General features: G+C 59.1%; 14 protein-coding genes and 2 pseudogenes. 8 read left to right on the top strand and 8 right to left on the bottom strand.

Annotated features, from left to right (window positions below; all coding sequences use genetic code 11):
- The coding region (locus J7J55_00175; protein ID MCD6141134.1) for a hypothetical protein at positions 1 to 445 on the top strand (445 nt) is incomplete at its 5' end.
- Positions 446 to 679: 234 nt separating this feature from the next.
- On the opposite strand, the pseudogene J7J55_00170 reads toward J7J55_00175, so the two are convergent.
- From J7J55_00170 to J7J55_00150, 5 genes and pseudogenes are all read right to left on the bottom strand, one after another.
- Positions 680 to 823: pseudogene (locus J7J55_00170) on the bottom strand (type II toxin-antitoxin system HicB family antitoxin).
- A gap of 514 nt (positions 824 to 1337) precedes the next feature.
- The gene (locus J7J55_00165; GenBank protein ID MCD6141133.1) at positions 1338 to 1628 is read right to left on the bottom strand and encodes a hypothetical protein; all 291 of its coding nucleotides are present in this window, start codon (positions 1626 to 1628) and stop codon (positions 1338 to 1340) included.
- Positions 1629 to 1630: 2 nt separating this feature from the next.
- The gene (locus tag J7J55_00160; protein MCD6141132.1) at positions 1631 to 1996 is read right to left on the bottom strand and encodes a zf-HC2 domain-containing protein; all 366 of its coding nucleotides are present in this window, start codon (positions 1994 to 1996) and stop codon (positions 1631 to 1633) included.
- A complete protein-coding gene (locus J7J55_00155; GenBank protein ID MCD6141131.1) occupies positions 1993 to 2499 on the bottom strand; it encodes a sigma-70 family RNA polymerase sigma factor in 507 nt (168 codons plus the stop codon). Before J7J55_00155 ends, J7J55_00160 begins: the two co-directional genes overlap by 4 nt.
- A 224-nt stretch (positions 2500 to 2723) precedes the next feature.
- A complete protein-coding gene (locus J7J55_00150) occupies positions 2724 to 3788 on the bottom strand; it encodes a glucose-1-phosphate thymidylyltransferase (protein MCD6141130.1) in 1065 nt (354 codons plus the stop codon).
- Between the two features lie 198 nt (positions 3789 to 3986).
- Between J7J55_00150 and J7J55_00145 the strand changes: the two genes are divergently transcribed.
- Both J7J55_00145 and J7J55_00140 read left to right on the top strand, forming a co-directional pair.
- On the top strand, positions 3987 to 4847 hold the full coding sequence (locus J7J55_00145) for a hypothetical protein (protein ID MCD6141129.1): 861 nt from the start codon (positions 3987 to 3989) through the stop codon (positions 4845 to 4847).
- A complete protein-coding gene (locus tag J7J55_00140; GenBank protein ID MCD6141128.1) occupies positions 4795 to 5070 on the top strand; it encodes an ATP-binding cassette domain-containing protein in 276 nt (91 codons plus the stop codon). Before J7J55_00145 ends, J7J55_00140 begins: the two co-directional genes overlap by 53 nt.
- Here the strand turns inward: J7J55_00140 and J7J55_00135 are convergent.
- The 3 genes from J7J55_00135 to J7J55_00125 all read right to left on the bottom strand — a co-directional run bounded on the left by J7J55_00135 (position 5027) and on the right by J7J55_00125 (position 6423).
- The gene (locus J7J55_00135) at positions 5027 to 5584 is read right to left on the bottom strand and encodes a hypothetical protein (GenBank protein MCD6141127.1); all 558 of its coding nucleotides are present in this window, start codon (positions 5582 to 5584) and stop codon (positions 5027 to 5029) included. The genes J7J55_00140 and J7J55_00135 overlap by 44 nt on opposite strands.
- 1 nt (position 5585) lies before the next feature.
- Positions 5586 to 5801 carry a hypothetical protein gene (locus tag J7J55_00130; protein ID MCD6141126.1) on the bottom strand — a complete coding sequence of 72 codons (216 nt, stop codon included), beginning with the start codon at positions 5799 to 5801 and terminating at the stop codon, positions 5586 to 5588.
- Between the two features lie 103 nt (positions 5802 to 5904).
- Entirely contained in the window at positions 5905 to 6423 is a 519-nt protein-coding gene (locus J7J55_00125) for a mechanosensitive ion channel (protein ID MCD6141125.1), read from the bottom strand.
- A 300-nt stretch (positions 6424 to 6723) separates the two neighbouring features.
- Here J7J55_00125 and J7J55_00120 point away from each other — a divergent pair, with 300 nt between their 5' ends.
- From J7J55_00120 to J7J55_00100, 5 genes and pseudogenes are all read left to right on the top strand, one after another.
- Positions 6724 to 11028 (top strand): hypothetical protein, encoded by a 4305-nt coding sequence (locus J7J55_00120; protein ID MCD6141124.1) that lies wholly within the window; start codon positions 6724 to 6726, stop codon positions 11026 to 11028.
- 208 nt (positions 11029 to 11236) lie between these two features.
- The gene (locus tag J7J55_00115) at positions 11237 to 11395 is read left to right on the top strand and encodes a hypothetical protein (protein ID MCD6141123.1); all 159 of its coding nucleotides are present in this window, start codon (positions 11237 to 11239) and stop codon (positions 11393 to 11395) included.
- Between the two features lie 288 nt (positions 11396 to 11683).
- Positions 11684 to 11899: pseudogene (locus J7J55_00110) on the top strand (SAM-dependent DNA methyltransferase).
- Positions 11900 to 12039: 140 nt separating this feature from the next.
- Positions 12040 to 13203, top strand: a complete 1164-nt coding sequence (locus tag J7J55_00105; protein ID MCD6141122.1) for a Fic family protein — start codon at positions 12040 to 12042, stop codon at positions 13201 to 13203.
- A gap of 175 nt (positions 13204 to 13378) precedes the next feature.
- On the top strand, positions 13379 to 15481 hold the full coding sequence (locus J7J55_00100) for a DUF262 domain-containing protein (protein MCD6141121.1): 2103 nt from the start codon (positions 13379 to 13381) through the stop codon (positions 15479 to 15481).
- Positions 15482 to 15545: the final 64 nt, after the last annotated feature.

The following is a 15545-nucleotide window of genomic DNA, read 5'->3' as shown; positions in this document are numbered from 1 at the left end:
ATTCAAGAGCATTGGATGTTTAAGCGGAAACCGCCAGCGGGCCTCAGCAAAGCAGATTGCGCAATCTGCGGCACGAGACATGAATGCCTTTGTCAAGCGAGGTGCCAACTATGTCCAGCAATTCTCAGACCTCTATGAACATGGGTTTGGAGCTTGGTCAGCTGCGCTGGAACTGTTGCGGGAGTTCGGCTCTATAGATGAGGAAGTGCTTTCAGGTAACATAGCAAGTCTCGATAGCATTCTCGAGTCTATTCCGGAAGCCAGACACGCTACGAAGGACTTGAGGGATATAACCCGCCGGCTGCCAAAAATTGAGTCTCAATTCGCTATTGCTAGAAAGAAGGCGGCTGAGGTCTTGGATGGAGGTATCCGAGCGCTCGATCGTGTAGAGTTCCTTGCTCGCAAGACACGCGAAATCGCTGTGGATCTCCTTGAACAAGCGTAGCTTAGCTAGCGCATAACCGGGGTCTACCATTGGATTTTGTGAGAGCTGGAGGGTCTGGTCTTGCATTCCAACACTAGAAGTTAAGTAATTCTAGAATTCCCAGGATAGTTCCCGTCGATGCCAGAATGTGCTTTACCCCTCAAGCATTTTTATGATATGTTTTGCCAGGGGTTCCTTTATCTCCCGATGTCGAGGAACGGGTTGACAAACCCCGGTTTTAGGAATTTTTCCACCTGTCAGCTCATTATAAAGATCCCTTAAGTTTTCCTGCAGTTCTTCCAGGGTTTCCCCTTGGGTCCAATAGTCTGGGAACTCCTCAAGGTAACCAAGCCACATATTCTCATGTTGCCAGTAAACGTACCTGACTCGCTTCTTCATGGTGTTTTTTAGTATACGGTCGCCAGCGCCACCGTGCAAAATTCAGGGCATTAATTACAGGATGGTTCACATACTGCAAGTAGGAGGGTAGATCTTTTCCCGGTCGACTTTGGAGTGGAATCGCAGCTTGGGGAAGGTTCGAGGGCAATTCTTGTGATTCAGCAACTACACCCTAACGACCTTGGCCATCTCGCGCACTCAGGCTAGCTTTTCCGGGATCGGGTTATCGGGTGTCCGCACCCTCGACTTAGTAAAGAATGCGACACCTGATGCGGAGATAACGGCACAGTGTCTCCTCAACCGAACCGCTTGAGGAGGGAGATCAGCCCCGTCTCCTTGAACTCGCGGTAGAGGACCTCCGCGTGCTCGCGCGGGACCCCGGCGCGGATGAGCCTTCTCCGATACGCCCACGCGCTCAGCCGGACGCGCACGGCAAACCCGAGCCCGAAGAAGGCGAGGCGGGTGAGGAGACGAAGTAGAGCCAGTCCGGCCCTTATCCATTTGAAGAACCGATTCAGTCTTCCTCCTCCCCTTCTTCCCCGCTCTTGTGCTTCCCGAACTTCATCCCCTCGCCCACGATGTCGCGCAGGTTGATCATGTAGCCGCGCGTCATCTCCAGGGCATCCTCCTTCGGGATTCCGGCATCGACCAGCTTCTTGTAGAACGTTGCCACTGCATCCGCCATGTTCTCCGCCGAATCCCGCGAGTACATGATGTCCCGCAGGCCGCGGAGGAGATCGGGGACCTTCTCCGACACCACGTCGAGAACTTCTTTCAACTCTTCTACGTCGCTACGATCTTCCATTCTTACCTCCTTTGAGTTTTGAATAGCCGCACCTTGCGCCCGAGGAGGCGCAGGTCTCCTTCCACCGGGACCTTGCTCCCCCGCACCGACACGCCCAACGAAAGCCCGAGGAGGAACGACCCGAGGTCGAGTCGCGCCACCGGGACTTCACTTTGTGGGAGGACCTCTTCCTTGACTTTTTTCGGCGCGCCGGGAAGGTGAGATATCGCATCCCTTACCTCGATGGATAGGAGGAGTGCGTCGGCGAGCTCAGCCCGGCACGCGGGACATTCCGCCAGATGAGCAGCCAGCTCCCGCGCCTCGGGAGGAGAAAGGGTCCCGTTTGCATACCAAGGGATCAACTCCCGCGCTTCTTCGCAGTCGATCATCGCAGCGCCTCCGCAAGTTTTCTGCGCGCGTGGAACATCCGCGACTTCACCGTCCCCTCCGGGACCCCGAGGACCTCCGCGATCTCCGGGTAGGAGAGGCCTTCGTAGAACGTGAGGAAGACGACCTCCCGCTGGGAAGCGGGGAGTTGCTCCAGGGCATGGAGGACCGCCTCTTTTCTTCCGATCTCCTCGGCCGGGTCGGGGAGGAAAAGCGGCTCATCGATCCGCCGCCGCGCCCGCGCTTCCCGCTCCAGGAGTCGGTGCGCCTGGTTGCGGGCGATCCCGAAGATCCAAGTCGATACCCGCGATCGGCCGGAGTAGCCTCCTGCACCCTTCCATACCGCGGTCATCGTCTCTTGCGTCACCTCCTCGGCGAGATGGCGATCGCGCAGGAGGGTGAGGGAGTAGCGGAAGACGCGGTCGGCGAACTGATCGTACAGCCGCGCGAATGCTTTTTCATCACCAGCGGCCACCCGCGCCAAGAGATGGGCTTCATCCCCCACCGTCCCTCCTTAGCCACGCTCGGAGCGCTCCTCGCGCAGATTGCGAAACCTCCGAGGACGGTGCTTCCGTATCCCCGGCTGCGCTCCCCACAGGGACGCCCGACGCGTCCCCTCCTGTACCAACCTGCGGTAATGCTGCCGCGATATATCCTCAATCAGTCTATTTGAGATCCACATAACTTTCCCCTCCTTCGCTTGTTAGTGCTCCCCGGAGGGGAAACGGTTCAATCCTCCCCGAGTTCGACGCGGCAGTGGTCGCCGAGGAGAAGGGTGTGATCCCGTTCAGTAGGGGTCTTTTTCACGATCGTTCCCCGGCCGATCAGGGAGTTTGCGAGGGAGACCTCCTCCACCTCTGCTCCGGATAGGAGGATGCTCTCTCGGATCGTGGCCCGGTTCAATACGACGTCGTCCCCGATCGAGACGTTCGGGCCGATGCGGGAGTCGGCGCAGCTGACCCCGTCTCCGATCATCACCGGACCGATCAGGGTGCAGTTCTTGAGCCGCGATCTCTTTCCCACCACCACCTCACCGTCGACCGCGCAGTCGCGGGAGATCGTCCCCTCCACCCGGGTGGAAATCTGCTCGAGGAGCTGGGCGTTTGCAGCGAGGAGCTCGGTCGGCCTCCCCACATCCCGCCACCAGCCGGAGATCCGGTGAGGGAGGACGCGGAGCCCGTCGTCGATCATCCGTTGGATCGCGTCGGTGATCTCCAGTTCGCCGCGGGCGGAGGGACGGATGCGGGAGATGGCCGAGAAGATCGCCGGGGTGAAGACGTACGCTCCCACGATCGCCAGGTTGCTCACCGGGCGGGCCGGCTTCTCCACTACCCGGACGATCCGATCCCCGTCCACCTCTGCCACCCCGAAGTGGGACGGATCCTCGACCGGGTACAGGGTGATCACCGCATCGGCCGTGGTCGCGGCAAACTTCTCCACCAACCCGGTCACCCCGGCTTCGAGCAGGTTGTCCCCGAGGTAGAGGAGGAACGGATCGTCCCCCACGAACCCCTGAGCACACGACACGGCGTGGGCGAGCCCCCGCGGGTCATCCTGTACGATGTAGGTGAGCCGCACCCCGAGGGACGACCCGTCCCGGAGGGCGTTCTGGAAACTGATCTGGGTGGTTGGCCCGACCACGATCCCGATGTCGGTGACCCCGGCCTGGTTGAGGGTCCCCAGGATGTGCTCGATCACCGGACGGTTGGCGATCGGGATGAGGTGCTTCGGCAGGGAGTAGGTGAGCGGACGCATCCGCGTCCCCTCCCCGGCACACAGGACAACTCCTTTCATGAAACCTCCTTTAGCACGACTACGCTCGATTCTACCCGATCTCTTCCCGCGCGGAAACTTGCAATCAAACGTTACAATTGCTAAAATAAAATTGCTTATTCAGGCCGGTTCCACGTTTCAGCGATTCATCCGGTGCGGTTGCGCCGATCCATTTCGAAAATCGAATCCACAGATGACTTCGCGAAGGAGGTGAAACGGATGGCGACGCGTCGCCCAGACTTTCTCGCGATTGGAAACCTCTGTTTTGATCTCGTCGATGGTGAAAGGATCCTCGGTGGTTCATCCGCCTACTCGGCCATCCTGGCACACAACCTGGGTTACCGGACGGCGATCGTGACGAGCGTGGGCGAGGACTTTCCGCTTGCCCTCCTCCCGCCCGGGATCGAGATCCATCCCCAGCGGGGGGAGGAAACGACCACGTTCGTCAACCGGGAGACCGCGTTCGGGCGGGTGCAGTTCGTGCACTCCGTCGCTGCTCCCCTGGACATTGCGGCGATCCCGCCGGAGCGGCTCTCCGCTCAGATCGCCTACCTGTGTCCGATCCTGGACGACTTCGACCCCGATGGGTTGCTCGCGCGGTTGGACGCCGAGTTGATCGGGGTCGCCCCTCAGGGCTGGATGCGGACCGTTGGTGACGACGGGAGGGTGCGCAAGCGCCGATTCTTCGCCCTGGAGCAGGTCGTTCCCCGCGCGGACGTCGTCTTAGTGAGCGATGAAGACGTGACGGAAGCTGACTTGGACCGACTCATCTCCCGGGCGCGGCTGCTCGTTGTCACCCACGGGCGGGACGGGGCGGAGATCTTCCTTGACGGAGGAACAGAGCTCGTGACCGTGTCCGCGTTCGTCCGGGAAGAAGTCGATCCGACCGGAGCGGGAGACGTGTTCGGGGCGGCGTTCCTCATCCGCTATCACGAGACGCGCGATCCGGAGGAGGCGGGCCGGTTCGCGGCGTGGGCCGCGTCGTTCGTCGTTCAGGGAGAGGGGACTGAGGCCATTCCCACTAGGGATGACGTCCTCTCCCTCCCTGCCGAGGAAGAGGAGGAGCTCGCCGCGTTCTGATTGTCATACGCCAGCTCCGGACCTATACCCGAAGCATGACCGAGATCCGGCTGGAGGGAGTGACCAAGCGGCTCGGGCGACCATCGCGGTCGACCGGGTGACGGCGACGATCCGCCACGGCGAGTTCTTCGGGATCGTCGGCCCGACCGGGTGTGGGAAGACGACCCTGTTGCGCCTGATCAGCCGATTTCCCATACCGGCTTCAGTGGGGGCTCGGTCTTGACCGGATCCTTGAGTACCTCGTTGTAGACCAGGACAGCCTCTTCAGCCGGGTACGGTGTCGGTGGGACCTCCATCCCGGGTTCGTGCCGAAGTGTATACCGGATGATCTTTGCCTCTTTAAGCAAGGAGAAGAGCTCGCGCGCCGCCTTTGGCCCGAGATTGTATTTCTCCTGCAGGGCCGCGCAGATCTCCTTTCTCCCTTGGGAGTAGTTCTTCGCTAGTTGATCTCCGAACTTCTCCTTCAAGAATTTCCCGACTTGATGAAGGTCGGCTCCGTCCGTCAAGAGTTTGCATTCGTCGTTCTCCAGCTCGAACAGGAGCATCCGTGCCTTGGCGATCAGTTCCTCCAGCTTATGAACGCGGAGCGAGACGAGTTGCAGTTCTTCTTCGACGCGCGGGATCTCATCGTGCACCCACTTCAGGTCCTCCGCACGGTACTTTTCCCCTTCATGGGCGAGATTCTTCACCAAGGTAGCTTCCCAGTCCAAAAGTGCTTTCTCGATCCTTTCCCACATCTTATGCCCCTCCCTCTGCTTCCAGCTTTTCCTGCAACTCCTTCATTGATTCCAGCAAGGTTTCCAGCCGGGATTGATAGTCCCGTGCCCGGTCACGCTCCGCCTCCAATTCCCGAATCGTCTTAATCAATGCCGCCCGGTTCCTGTTGAAGTGAGCGGTGAGGACCTGCTGATCTCGGTCCTTGAACCAACGGGCGAATTTTGGATTAATATTCATATGACCATCCCCTTTTATGCAGAAATTTCCTCCGACTATTAAGATAGTCTACAATCCAGAATGCGTCAATAAGGTCGCTGGATATGGGTTTCAACCGGTGTGGTCAATCCCGATGGCCCTTGTTTTTGATCACCCCGCCCCAGATCTTGCCGTTGGGGATTGTAATCACCGTCCCTTCCTCCGTTTGCAGCGTCGTGTTGACCAGGTTCATCCCCTCGACGATCCCGGTTGCCCCGGCCGCTTCGATCTCGTCGCCGATATCATAAGGGTGGTAGAGGAGGAGCATGAACCCGGCGGCGAAATTGGACAGGGTCTGCTGCATGGCGAAGCCGATGATGAATCCGGTCACTCCCAACCCAGCGATCAGGGGACCGATATTGACCCCCAACTGTCCGAGCGCCATGATCAGGGCGACGGCGTTGATGGTCCAGCGGATCAGCTTGGAGATGAACTGGCGCAATAGGCTAGAGAACTCCAATTTCGACATATTCATCAAGCGGCCGGCCACCCGGACTGCGATGATGCTGGTCAACCATCCGCCGAGGAGGATCAAGAGCGCCCCGCCGAGGTGCAGGCCGATCTGCGGTCCCCGTTCGATGAACCAGTTGACGAAGTCGTTCATATCTCCCTTCCTCCTCGATGGAGAATCGAGCCCTTTTTCGACTACATGTAATACAACATCTACCCTAAGGATGGCAAGCGGAAGGGAAGATAACCAGGGGTTAGATCACGAACACGCCGCCGTAACTCGAGATCCGCACGTAGCGCGCGTGCAACCCTGCCCGTTCGCACGCGGCGGGTTGTCTATGAAAAATTCGTTCTCATGGTGGATAGCAAAAATGCGACGGGGTTAACCACAGCGTTTTGTCCTTCTCCGCGGTTTTCAGTACGGTGGTGGTGAACGAGGAAAAGGAGGGAAGAGATGCGGAAGATTGGGTTATTCTTCTTTTTCGTCGGTCTATTCGGCTATGCGCTCTTCGCGGGGACAGTACTGATGAACGACTCCGACGATGCAGCACGTGGGGTACGAATCATCTTCTCCGCGCCGGTGGAGATAACCACGGTCGGGGGAGCGTTCACGGAGTGGAGTCCGGCCGAGACAGGGACGGAATTCATCCTCTCGGGGGGCGTAGCCAAGCCTTGGGATAGCGTATGGCTCAATTGGACGCCGAAGGGAGCGGATCTTATCTCCGTCGAGTGGCTGAAAGAGGTATCATCCGCTCCGCATGTCGGTCCGGAGGGCGGTCCGGACGCCGCGGTCCCTCCGTGGGAGCAGACGAACGGCCCGACCGGGGGGATTATCAACGCGATCGAGATCGATCCCGATGCGCCTGATACCCTGTACGCCGGCGGGGCGGGCGGGGCTGTCTTCCGCTCCGAAGACGGGGGAGAAACATGGACTATGCTATCCCAGATTGTTCCTCCTTCGGTGCAGATCGGCAATATCGTCCTTCTTCCTGGGTCGGTGATCGTCTGCGCCGCTGGATGCCTCTACCGCAGCGATGACGGAGGGGAAGTGTGGAACGAGCTCGACCAGCTGAGGCCGTTTACCTGCATCGCAGGCGCGTTGACGGACCGCGGCCCGCTCATGGCAGCAGGGGCACGCGGCGGGGTATACATCAGCGACGACCTCGGAGAGACGTGGAAAGATGTAGGACGCGGTCTTCCCAATGAGGAAATCGCCGTGATCGCCGTCGGGCCGGATGGAACGATCTGGGCGGGAACGAGGAACGGAGGCCGCGGCGCCGTATATCGATCCGTCCGAGGCGGAGCTTGGCGGCGCCTTTCCCTCCCATCTCAACCAGACGCTGACATCCAGTCGATTGCGGTCGATCCCGACGATCCACGCACGGTATATATCGGCCGGGTGGATGTCTACAACGTCATGTTCAATCCCCACTCCGATCGCTACCTACTCAAGACCGAGGATGGAGGAGCGACGTGGCAGGAGCTGTACCTTCCTGGGACCGATGCCATGGTCAATGTGATGCCGATTCCACCCGGCGGCGGGGCGATATACGTCGGTACTGGCGGGGTGGTGTATAAATCGGAGAACGGGGGCGCTACGTGGGTCCGCATCGGCCCACCGGGAAGGAACGGGGATATGTACGATATCGCGGTCGATCCGCGGGATCCCAGGACGCTCTATCTCCCCCGCCGCGCCTACGGGATCGTGAAGAGCACGGACGGAGGGATGACCTGGACGGAGATCAACACTGGGCTGAACAACGTCAGCGTGTCGCTCCTCGCTGTCCCCAACAACCCGGGGAGCGAGACCGTTTACGCCACCGCGGTGAGCGGTGAAGGGACGTTCAAGACGACGGACGGAGGGGAGACGTGGAAGAACGTCCTTGCCGGCGGGATTACTCATCCGTGGGCGGACGAGTTGCGGGTCAACCCGCTTGACGATTCGGACGTCTGGGAGGTGGCCGACGTGGCGAAGGTCTACCGCTCCTCTGACTACGGGGAGAAGTGGGAGAAGATCATCGATCCCGACGGGCCCGGATTCAGGTTCGGATCGGTTTACGCCCTCGCTCCCGCCCCGTCCGACCCGGACATCATCTACGCCCTCAAGAACGGGTTTGGCATCTTCCGCTCGCGCGATGGTGGAAATAGCTGGAGCTTTCTCCATCGTTCCGAAGTTGATTACACCTACACCCTCGCCGTCCATCCGCGCAATCCCGACATCGTTTTCAGCGGCTATAACCCGAAGCCGTTCCAGCACTGGGCGATGATCCGTCGCTCGACCGATGGGGGAGAGACGTGGAACACGGTTCTCCAGGTTCCCGATTCCAAGGGAATCACCTCCGTCGTTTTCGCTCCGAGCGATCCCCGCATCATGTACGCTGCGAGCCGCGGCCCGCGAGGGGAAGTGTTCGTATCGCGCGACGGGGGAAACTCGTGGAATGTTCTGAACGAACACTTCACCATGTGCACCGTCTGGGGACAGTCACAGCTGATTCTCGATCCCGATCGGCCGGCCACCGCCTATATCGGGACGTGGCTCGGGGGAACGTGGAGGACGAGGGATGCCGGGGAGCACTGGGATCTCCTCGAGCAGGCGCCTCGCTCCTCGACCGCGCTCAGCATGGATCCGACCGACAAGGACACGATATACGCCGCCGATCGCTCCGCTCCCAAGGTATGGCGCACCCGCGATGGTGGCGATTCCTGGGAGGAAGTGGCTGACTTCAGCAAGGACGGCGCTCTCCTTGTGATGCGCGTTGCGGCGTTCGGAGGGACGGTCTACGCCTCTACGTTTGAGCCGTTCCTGCACGGAGGGCGGCTGTACAAGTCGACAGATCGCGGCGATCACTGGACTGATATCACCGGAAGCTTGGGAAAGGGGATTCTCGACATCGCGATCGACCCGACCGATCCAAATAGGATCTTCGTGACGACGAACATCAACGGCGCATACCGCTCCCTCGACGGAGGAAAGACCTGGACAAGGCTGGAAGGATTCCCGGATGTGGGGGCGTACGACATCGAGATCGATCCCAACGACCCATCCTCCCTCTACATCGCTGCCCGCGGCGGTTCCCTCCCCGCATGGTTCACCCGAATCGCCGGTGATCGGCCCGAGGGAGTGACGTTCTCCGATCCCGCCGGGGTGTATCGTTCTCGGGACGGAGGAGAAACGTGGACTCAGCTTCTCACCACCAGCGCGAGTTGCCGCGCGATCAGGATCCATCCTCAGCACGATAACGTCCTCCTCGCGGTGGACATCCTCGACGGGGTATACGTGAGCGTCGACGGAGGGAAGACTTGGAACAAGCAGAACGCAGGGCTCGATACCACCGCGGTCACGAGCTGCCGGGTGAGCGGGGATCAGGTTTACGTGGGAACGCAGGGCTGCGGGGTCTATTCCGGTCGGATCGATCCCGCAACCGGGAGGATCATCTGGCGCAAGGATCGGAGCAACAAGCCCGTCCCGCCGGTGTACAGCGTGCAAGTGGAAGTTGATCCACACGATCCCAACCGGATTTACGTCGGAGCCAACCCGGGCGGGCTCTTCTGTTCGAGCGACGGGGGAAAGACGTTCCGCGATCGCAACGGGATCACCCCGAGCGTCATCGTGGACGATCCGTACCATCAAGGGTACTACACGTTCGACATCAGTCCCACTGATCCGGACGTCATATGGCTCGGAACCTGGGGAAAAGGGATCTTCAAGTCATACGACGGGATGCTTCTCGACGTCCCAGCGAGCGGGGAGGACATGATGATGCTCGGGAAGCACGTTTATCAGATACTTGTGTACCCGCTCGATCCGGAGACGGCCTACGTCGCGGCCGAGGAAGGAGTCTACCGGACGACCGACGGGGGGAGGACGTGGGAAGACCTGACCTCCGGCCTCGACACCCCCCAGGTGCGGACCATTGCGCTCACCGCCGATCGACGTCTCCTCGCCGGAACGCTCGGGTACGAGATATACTCCCGTCCCGTTTTCGGGAACAGATGGCGGCAGCTCCCCGCGTTCGGGAACTTCGGCACGTTCTGGCCGATCTGGAACGATCGACCGTTGTATCAATACACCTCGCTCCTGTTCGACCCGGACGACCCGAACACGATCTTCTTTGGGACGTTCCCTGCCGGGATCTACAAGAGTACCGATGGGGGAAAGTCGTGGCGCGAGCGGAACGTGGGCTGGACCGACGATGGAGTGTTCTCCCTTGTCACCCACCCGACCAACTCCAAGTGCATCTACGCCGGCACCTACAACGGGGTGAACCGCACCCTCGACGGCGGAGCGCACTGGGAGCGATGGGACAACGGCTGGCCGGGAGAGCAATGGGTCTTTTCGATCGCGTTCGATCCGCGCGATCCGAACATTATGTACGCCTGCTCCAAGAACGGAGAGAACGAAGGGACGGGACGCGACGGCTTCCACGGGACGGTGATGAAGACCACCGATGGAGGCGCGCACTGGTTCCCGATCACCGACGGTCTTGACCTCGATCAAGAATTCTACAAGGTGATCGTTGATCCGAACGATCCTGATATCGTCTATCTTGCCACCCAATTCGACGGGGTATACGTCAGTCTCGATCAAGGGGCACATTGGCAGCCGTGGAACAGCGGCTTATTCAATCCCCAGGCAGGGACAAACGGGAACAACGTAACGAACACGATGGTGATCACGGCGGACGGCCGTTGGCTCTACTTCGGGAGCGCCGGCTCAGGGGTGTTCAAGCGGAAGGCGCTCGGCGCGGCCGGGGAGTAAAGGAGGAGCATCGAGGCGTACAGGTGCGGATGACGAACCCTGTAGTGGAGCATCCGATGTTCATCATGCATGCAATCGACAAGAGCGGCGAGCGGTGCCGAGCACCGATCATAGGGTTGATTTTCAATACAGTCCTCCGAAAAAGACATGTTTTTCACGAGAGGACTTTTCCAGTAGGATGGGGAAAAACAAGCAAAGGAGGCATGAAATGGAAAGCAGGTTCGAGACGCACGGTGATTCCAGCCGGTGTGAGCTTCTCACAAACGACGTCGAGAAGGCGAAGGAGTTCTATCGGGCGATATTCGGCTGGCAGATCACTCAAAAGCTTTGTCCCGCCTGGCTTGCCTCAAGTCGAGCGGGGCTTTAAGTGGAATCAAGCGTTATTCCCGTACAGATTAGATTTCACGCCAAAGGAGAGGATGCTTACAATACAAGAGCAAACGAGAGATGATGAGAAAATGCTGTATAATGAGCGTTACGTACCCGAAAGGGTGAACAGATGATGATCAAAACACGAGATCGAAGCTCAAAGCTTCTGGGGAATGGTCATCCTACGCGCCGTGTTCAATTGCTGAGGGTAACATGAACAACAACGATCTCAATTGGATCGCTAACTGCAAGTCACCTCCCCACCGGGGCGGACGCGCAGGTGGCGATCGAGGCCTTCCTGCGCCGCGAAGTGCTGCCCTACGCGCCGGACGCCTGGTACAAACCAGACAGCCTCAAGATTGGCTACGAGATTAGCTTCAACCGCTATTTCTACAAGCCCAAGAAACTGCGGAGCCTTGATGAAATCCGTGCCGATCTGCTGGCGGTGGAGAAGGAAGCAAAAGGGCTGTTGGAGGAAATCCTGGGAGGGAAAGACGGATGAGCCCCATTACGAGCCAAGAGTCGGTGATGAAGACACCCTTGCACATGACAGTGTTTGTCTTGCATATTAAAGGCAACCTTTAATATAGTACGGAGCAGGACCTATGTTGAAGGCAGGGCTAGTTGAAGGAGCTGAGTAGCGTGTCTACGAGAGGATCCGGACGAGCCGGACGGTATGTTCGACAGCCTCAAGGTTATCGTGCCTTCATTCCTGCGCCGTTGCCTCCAAATCCGCCGGTTCGTGTGGATGCGCAAATGCAGGTTGCACTTTCGCAAGCTGAACTCGCTTTAGGCCGGTTGGATGGTTCAATCCAAACCCTTCCTGATCCAGACCTGTTTGTTTTTATGTACGTCCGTAAAGAAGCGGTGTTATCAAGCCAAATCGAGGGCACCCAAAGCTCGCTCGACGATCTGCTCGAAGCGGAGGCAAAGATATTCAGGGCGGACCGGCCGCGGGATGTGGAAGAAGTCCTCAACTATGTAAACGCCATGAATTATGGTCTGGAACGTCTTCGGACGCTCCCCATATCGGTACGTCTGATCCGCGAAATTCATAAGCGGCTCCTCAAGGGTGTTCGGGGAGCTCGCCGCCAACCTGGTGAGTTGCGAACCACGCAAAATTGGATCGGTCCGGGTGGCTGCACTCTAAATGAGGCCACCTTCGTCCCTCCCCCACCGAGTGAGGTCCCAAAAGCGCTCGGGGATTGGGAACGTTTCTTGCACAAAGATTACACGATGCCCTTCCTGATCAAGGTGGGACTGGCACACGCCCAATTCGAGACCATCCATCCGTTTCTCGATGGCAACGGAAGGATCGGCCGCCTGCTTATCACGTTCCTCCTTTGTGAACGCGGCATCCTGCAGAAGCCCGTACTCTACCTCTCTTACTACTTCAAACGATACCGGCAACGGTACTACGATCTGCTACAAGCCGTGCGAGACACAGGTGATTGGGAGTCGTGGCTGAAATTCTTCTTGCAGGGGATCACAGAGGTATCTCAAGAAGCTACGACCACTGCCCGGCGCATTGTGGAGCTACGCGAAGCGCATCGGGCTTTGATTATTGAGCAGTTTGGACGTGTGGCCGCCAACGGGCTCAAGGTGTTGGAGTCTCTCTACTCCCGTCCCATCATCACCGTAAATGATATTGCTGACATAACCGGGACCAGTTTTACCGCTGCCAATCAACTGATGCAGAAGTTCGTCGCGCACGAATTGCTTTCTGAGATCACTGGCCAGGTGCGAAATCGGCGGTTCCGCTATGACGCTTATATCGATCTCTTCACGGAGGGAGCGCAAGTATGACTCGGGGATTGTGTTCCTATTCAAATGCTGGCAGAACCGGCAGACTAAACAGCTTCAACCGATGGTTTTACAAGCCCAAGAAACTGCGGAGCCTTGATGAAATCCATGCCGACCTGCTGGCGGTGGAGAAGGAAGCAAAAGGGCTGTTGGAGGAAAATTTTGGGAGGAATGCGTAATGAAGGCCACAGAGGCAAAGCTGCTTGACTTTCTCAAGAAGTCGCCCCAGTTCATCGTGCCCATTTACCAACGCACCTACTCTTGGGGTGAACGCCAATGCCGCCAACTTTGGGACGACATCCTGCGCACGGGCTCTGACGATGCCATTTCAGCCCATTTCCTAGGCTCGATTGTGTACATTGAGAAAGGCATCTACCAGGTCACCAGCCAATCGCCATTGCTGGTGATCGACGGCCAGCAGCGGCTCACCACCGTCTCGCTCTTGCTCGAAGCCCTCGCGCGCCGGGTCGGCAACAGCGAACCGGTGGAGGGGTTCTCGGCAAAGAAGATCCGCAGTTACTACCTGTTGAATCCACTGGAGGATGACGACCGCGCCTACAAACTCCTTCTGACCCAGACCGACCGCAACACCTTGCTTGCGCTGGTGCGCCAGAAGGACCTGCCTGCTGAGCACTCGATCCGCATTGCCGAAAACTTCAAGTTTTTCGAGGAGCAGATCGCCAAGCTCGGTGATGACCTTGCTCCGCTCTGCTATGGACTGGCCAAGCTCGTGATCGTGGACATCGCCCTCAGCCGCGATCAGGACAACCCCCAACTCATCTTTGAGAGCATGAACTCGACCGGTCTCGAACTGACCCAGGCCGACCTGATTCGCAACTTCATCCTGATGGGCCTGGAGCCTGAGCACCAGAATCAGCTCTACGCCGACCACTGGCGCCCAATGGAGCAAGCCTTTGGCCAGGAGGCTTACGGCCGCGAGTTCGACGCATTCATGCGCCACTTCCTGACCATCGAGACCGGCGAGATTCCCAACGTTAAAGAGGTCTACGCGGCGTTCAAGGCTTACGCCCGACGCCCCGACGTGGTCGCCGCTGGGGTCGACGCCCTGGTCGCCAGGATTCACCGCTTTGCAAACCACTACTGCGCCATGGCTCTCGGCAAGGAGCAGGACAAGGCGCTGGCTGCCGCCTTTCGCGACCTGCGTGAGCTCAAGGCGAATGTCGCATGGCCCTTCCTACTGGAGCTTTACAACGACTACAAACAGGGGATTTTGCCCCACGCCGATTTGCTTGAGGCAGTGCGCCTGGTCGAAAGCTACGTCTTCCGCCGTGCGGTCTGCGGAATTCCGACCAATTCCCTCAACAAGACCTTCGCCACCTTCCACCGCGCGCTCGACAAGCAGCGCTACCTCGAAAGCATCAAGGCGCACTTCTTGCTGCTGCCTTCCTACCGCCGCTTCCCGCGCGATGCCGAGTTCGAGCGCGAACTGAAGGCCCGCGACCTCTACAACTTCCGCAGTCGCTCATATTGGCTACGCCGTCTCGAGAACCACGGCCGCAAGGAGCCGGTGCCGGTGGACGAGTACACCATCGAGCACATCATGCCCCAAAACGAAAACCTGTCTCATGCCTGGCAAGAGGCGCTTGGCCCCGACTGGAAGCGCGTCCAGGAGACCTGGCTGCACACCCTCGGGAACCTGACGCTGACTGGCTACAACTCCGAGTACAGCGATCGGCCCTTCCCCGAGAAGCGCGACATGCCCGGTGGCTTTCGCGAGAGCCCGTTGCGCCTGAACCAAGGGCTTGCCCAGGTCGAAGTGTGGAACGAGGACGCGATTATGGCCCGCGCCGACCGGCTGGCAGAACTGGCCCTTAAGGTCTGGCCGGCACCCTCGCTACCCAAAGACGTGCTTGAGCGCTACCGCCCCGGGCGTGAGGCTAAGGTCGCCTACACCATCGAGGATCATCCGTACCTAGTTTCCGGCCCCATGGCCGGACTTTTTCAGGCGTTTCGCAAGGAGGTGCTGGCCCTCGACCCCTGCGTCACTGAGGAGTTCCTTAAGCTCTACGTGGCCTACAAGGCCGAGACCAACTTCGTGGACGTGGTGCCGCAGAAGAGCCGCCTGCGCCTCTCGCTCAATATGAAGTTCCACGAATTGCACGACCCGCGTGGTCTGTGCAAGGACATCACCAACCTTGGCCGCTGGGGCAACGGTGACGTAGAAGTAGCGCTGAGTCGAGTCGAGGATCTCCCTTACGTCATGGGCCTTGTCCGCCAGGCTTTCGAAAAGCAGATGGGCAACGGGGAGGGCGAAGCATGATCGACAGGCTTAAACCATCTTCTACAGTTGCAAATCCGAAGTTGCCTTTTAAAGGGCGTTATAG

Source organism: Candidatus Bipolaricaulota bacterium (assembly GCA_021159055.1).
GTDB lineage: Bacteria > Bipolaricaulota > Bipolaricaulia > UBA7950 > UBA9294 > S016-54.
The sequence above is the reverse complement of the archived record's forward strand: the minus strand, read 5'-3'. Positions and strand labels throughout refer to the sequence as shown.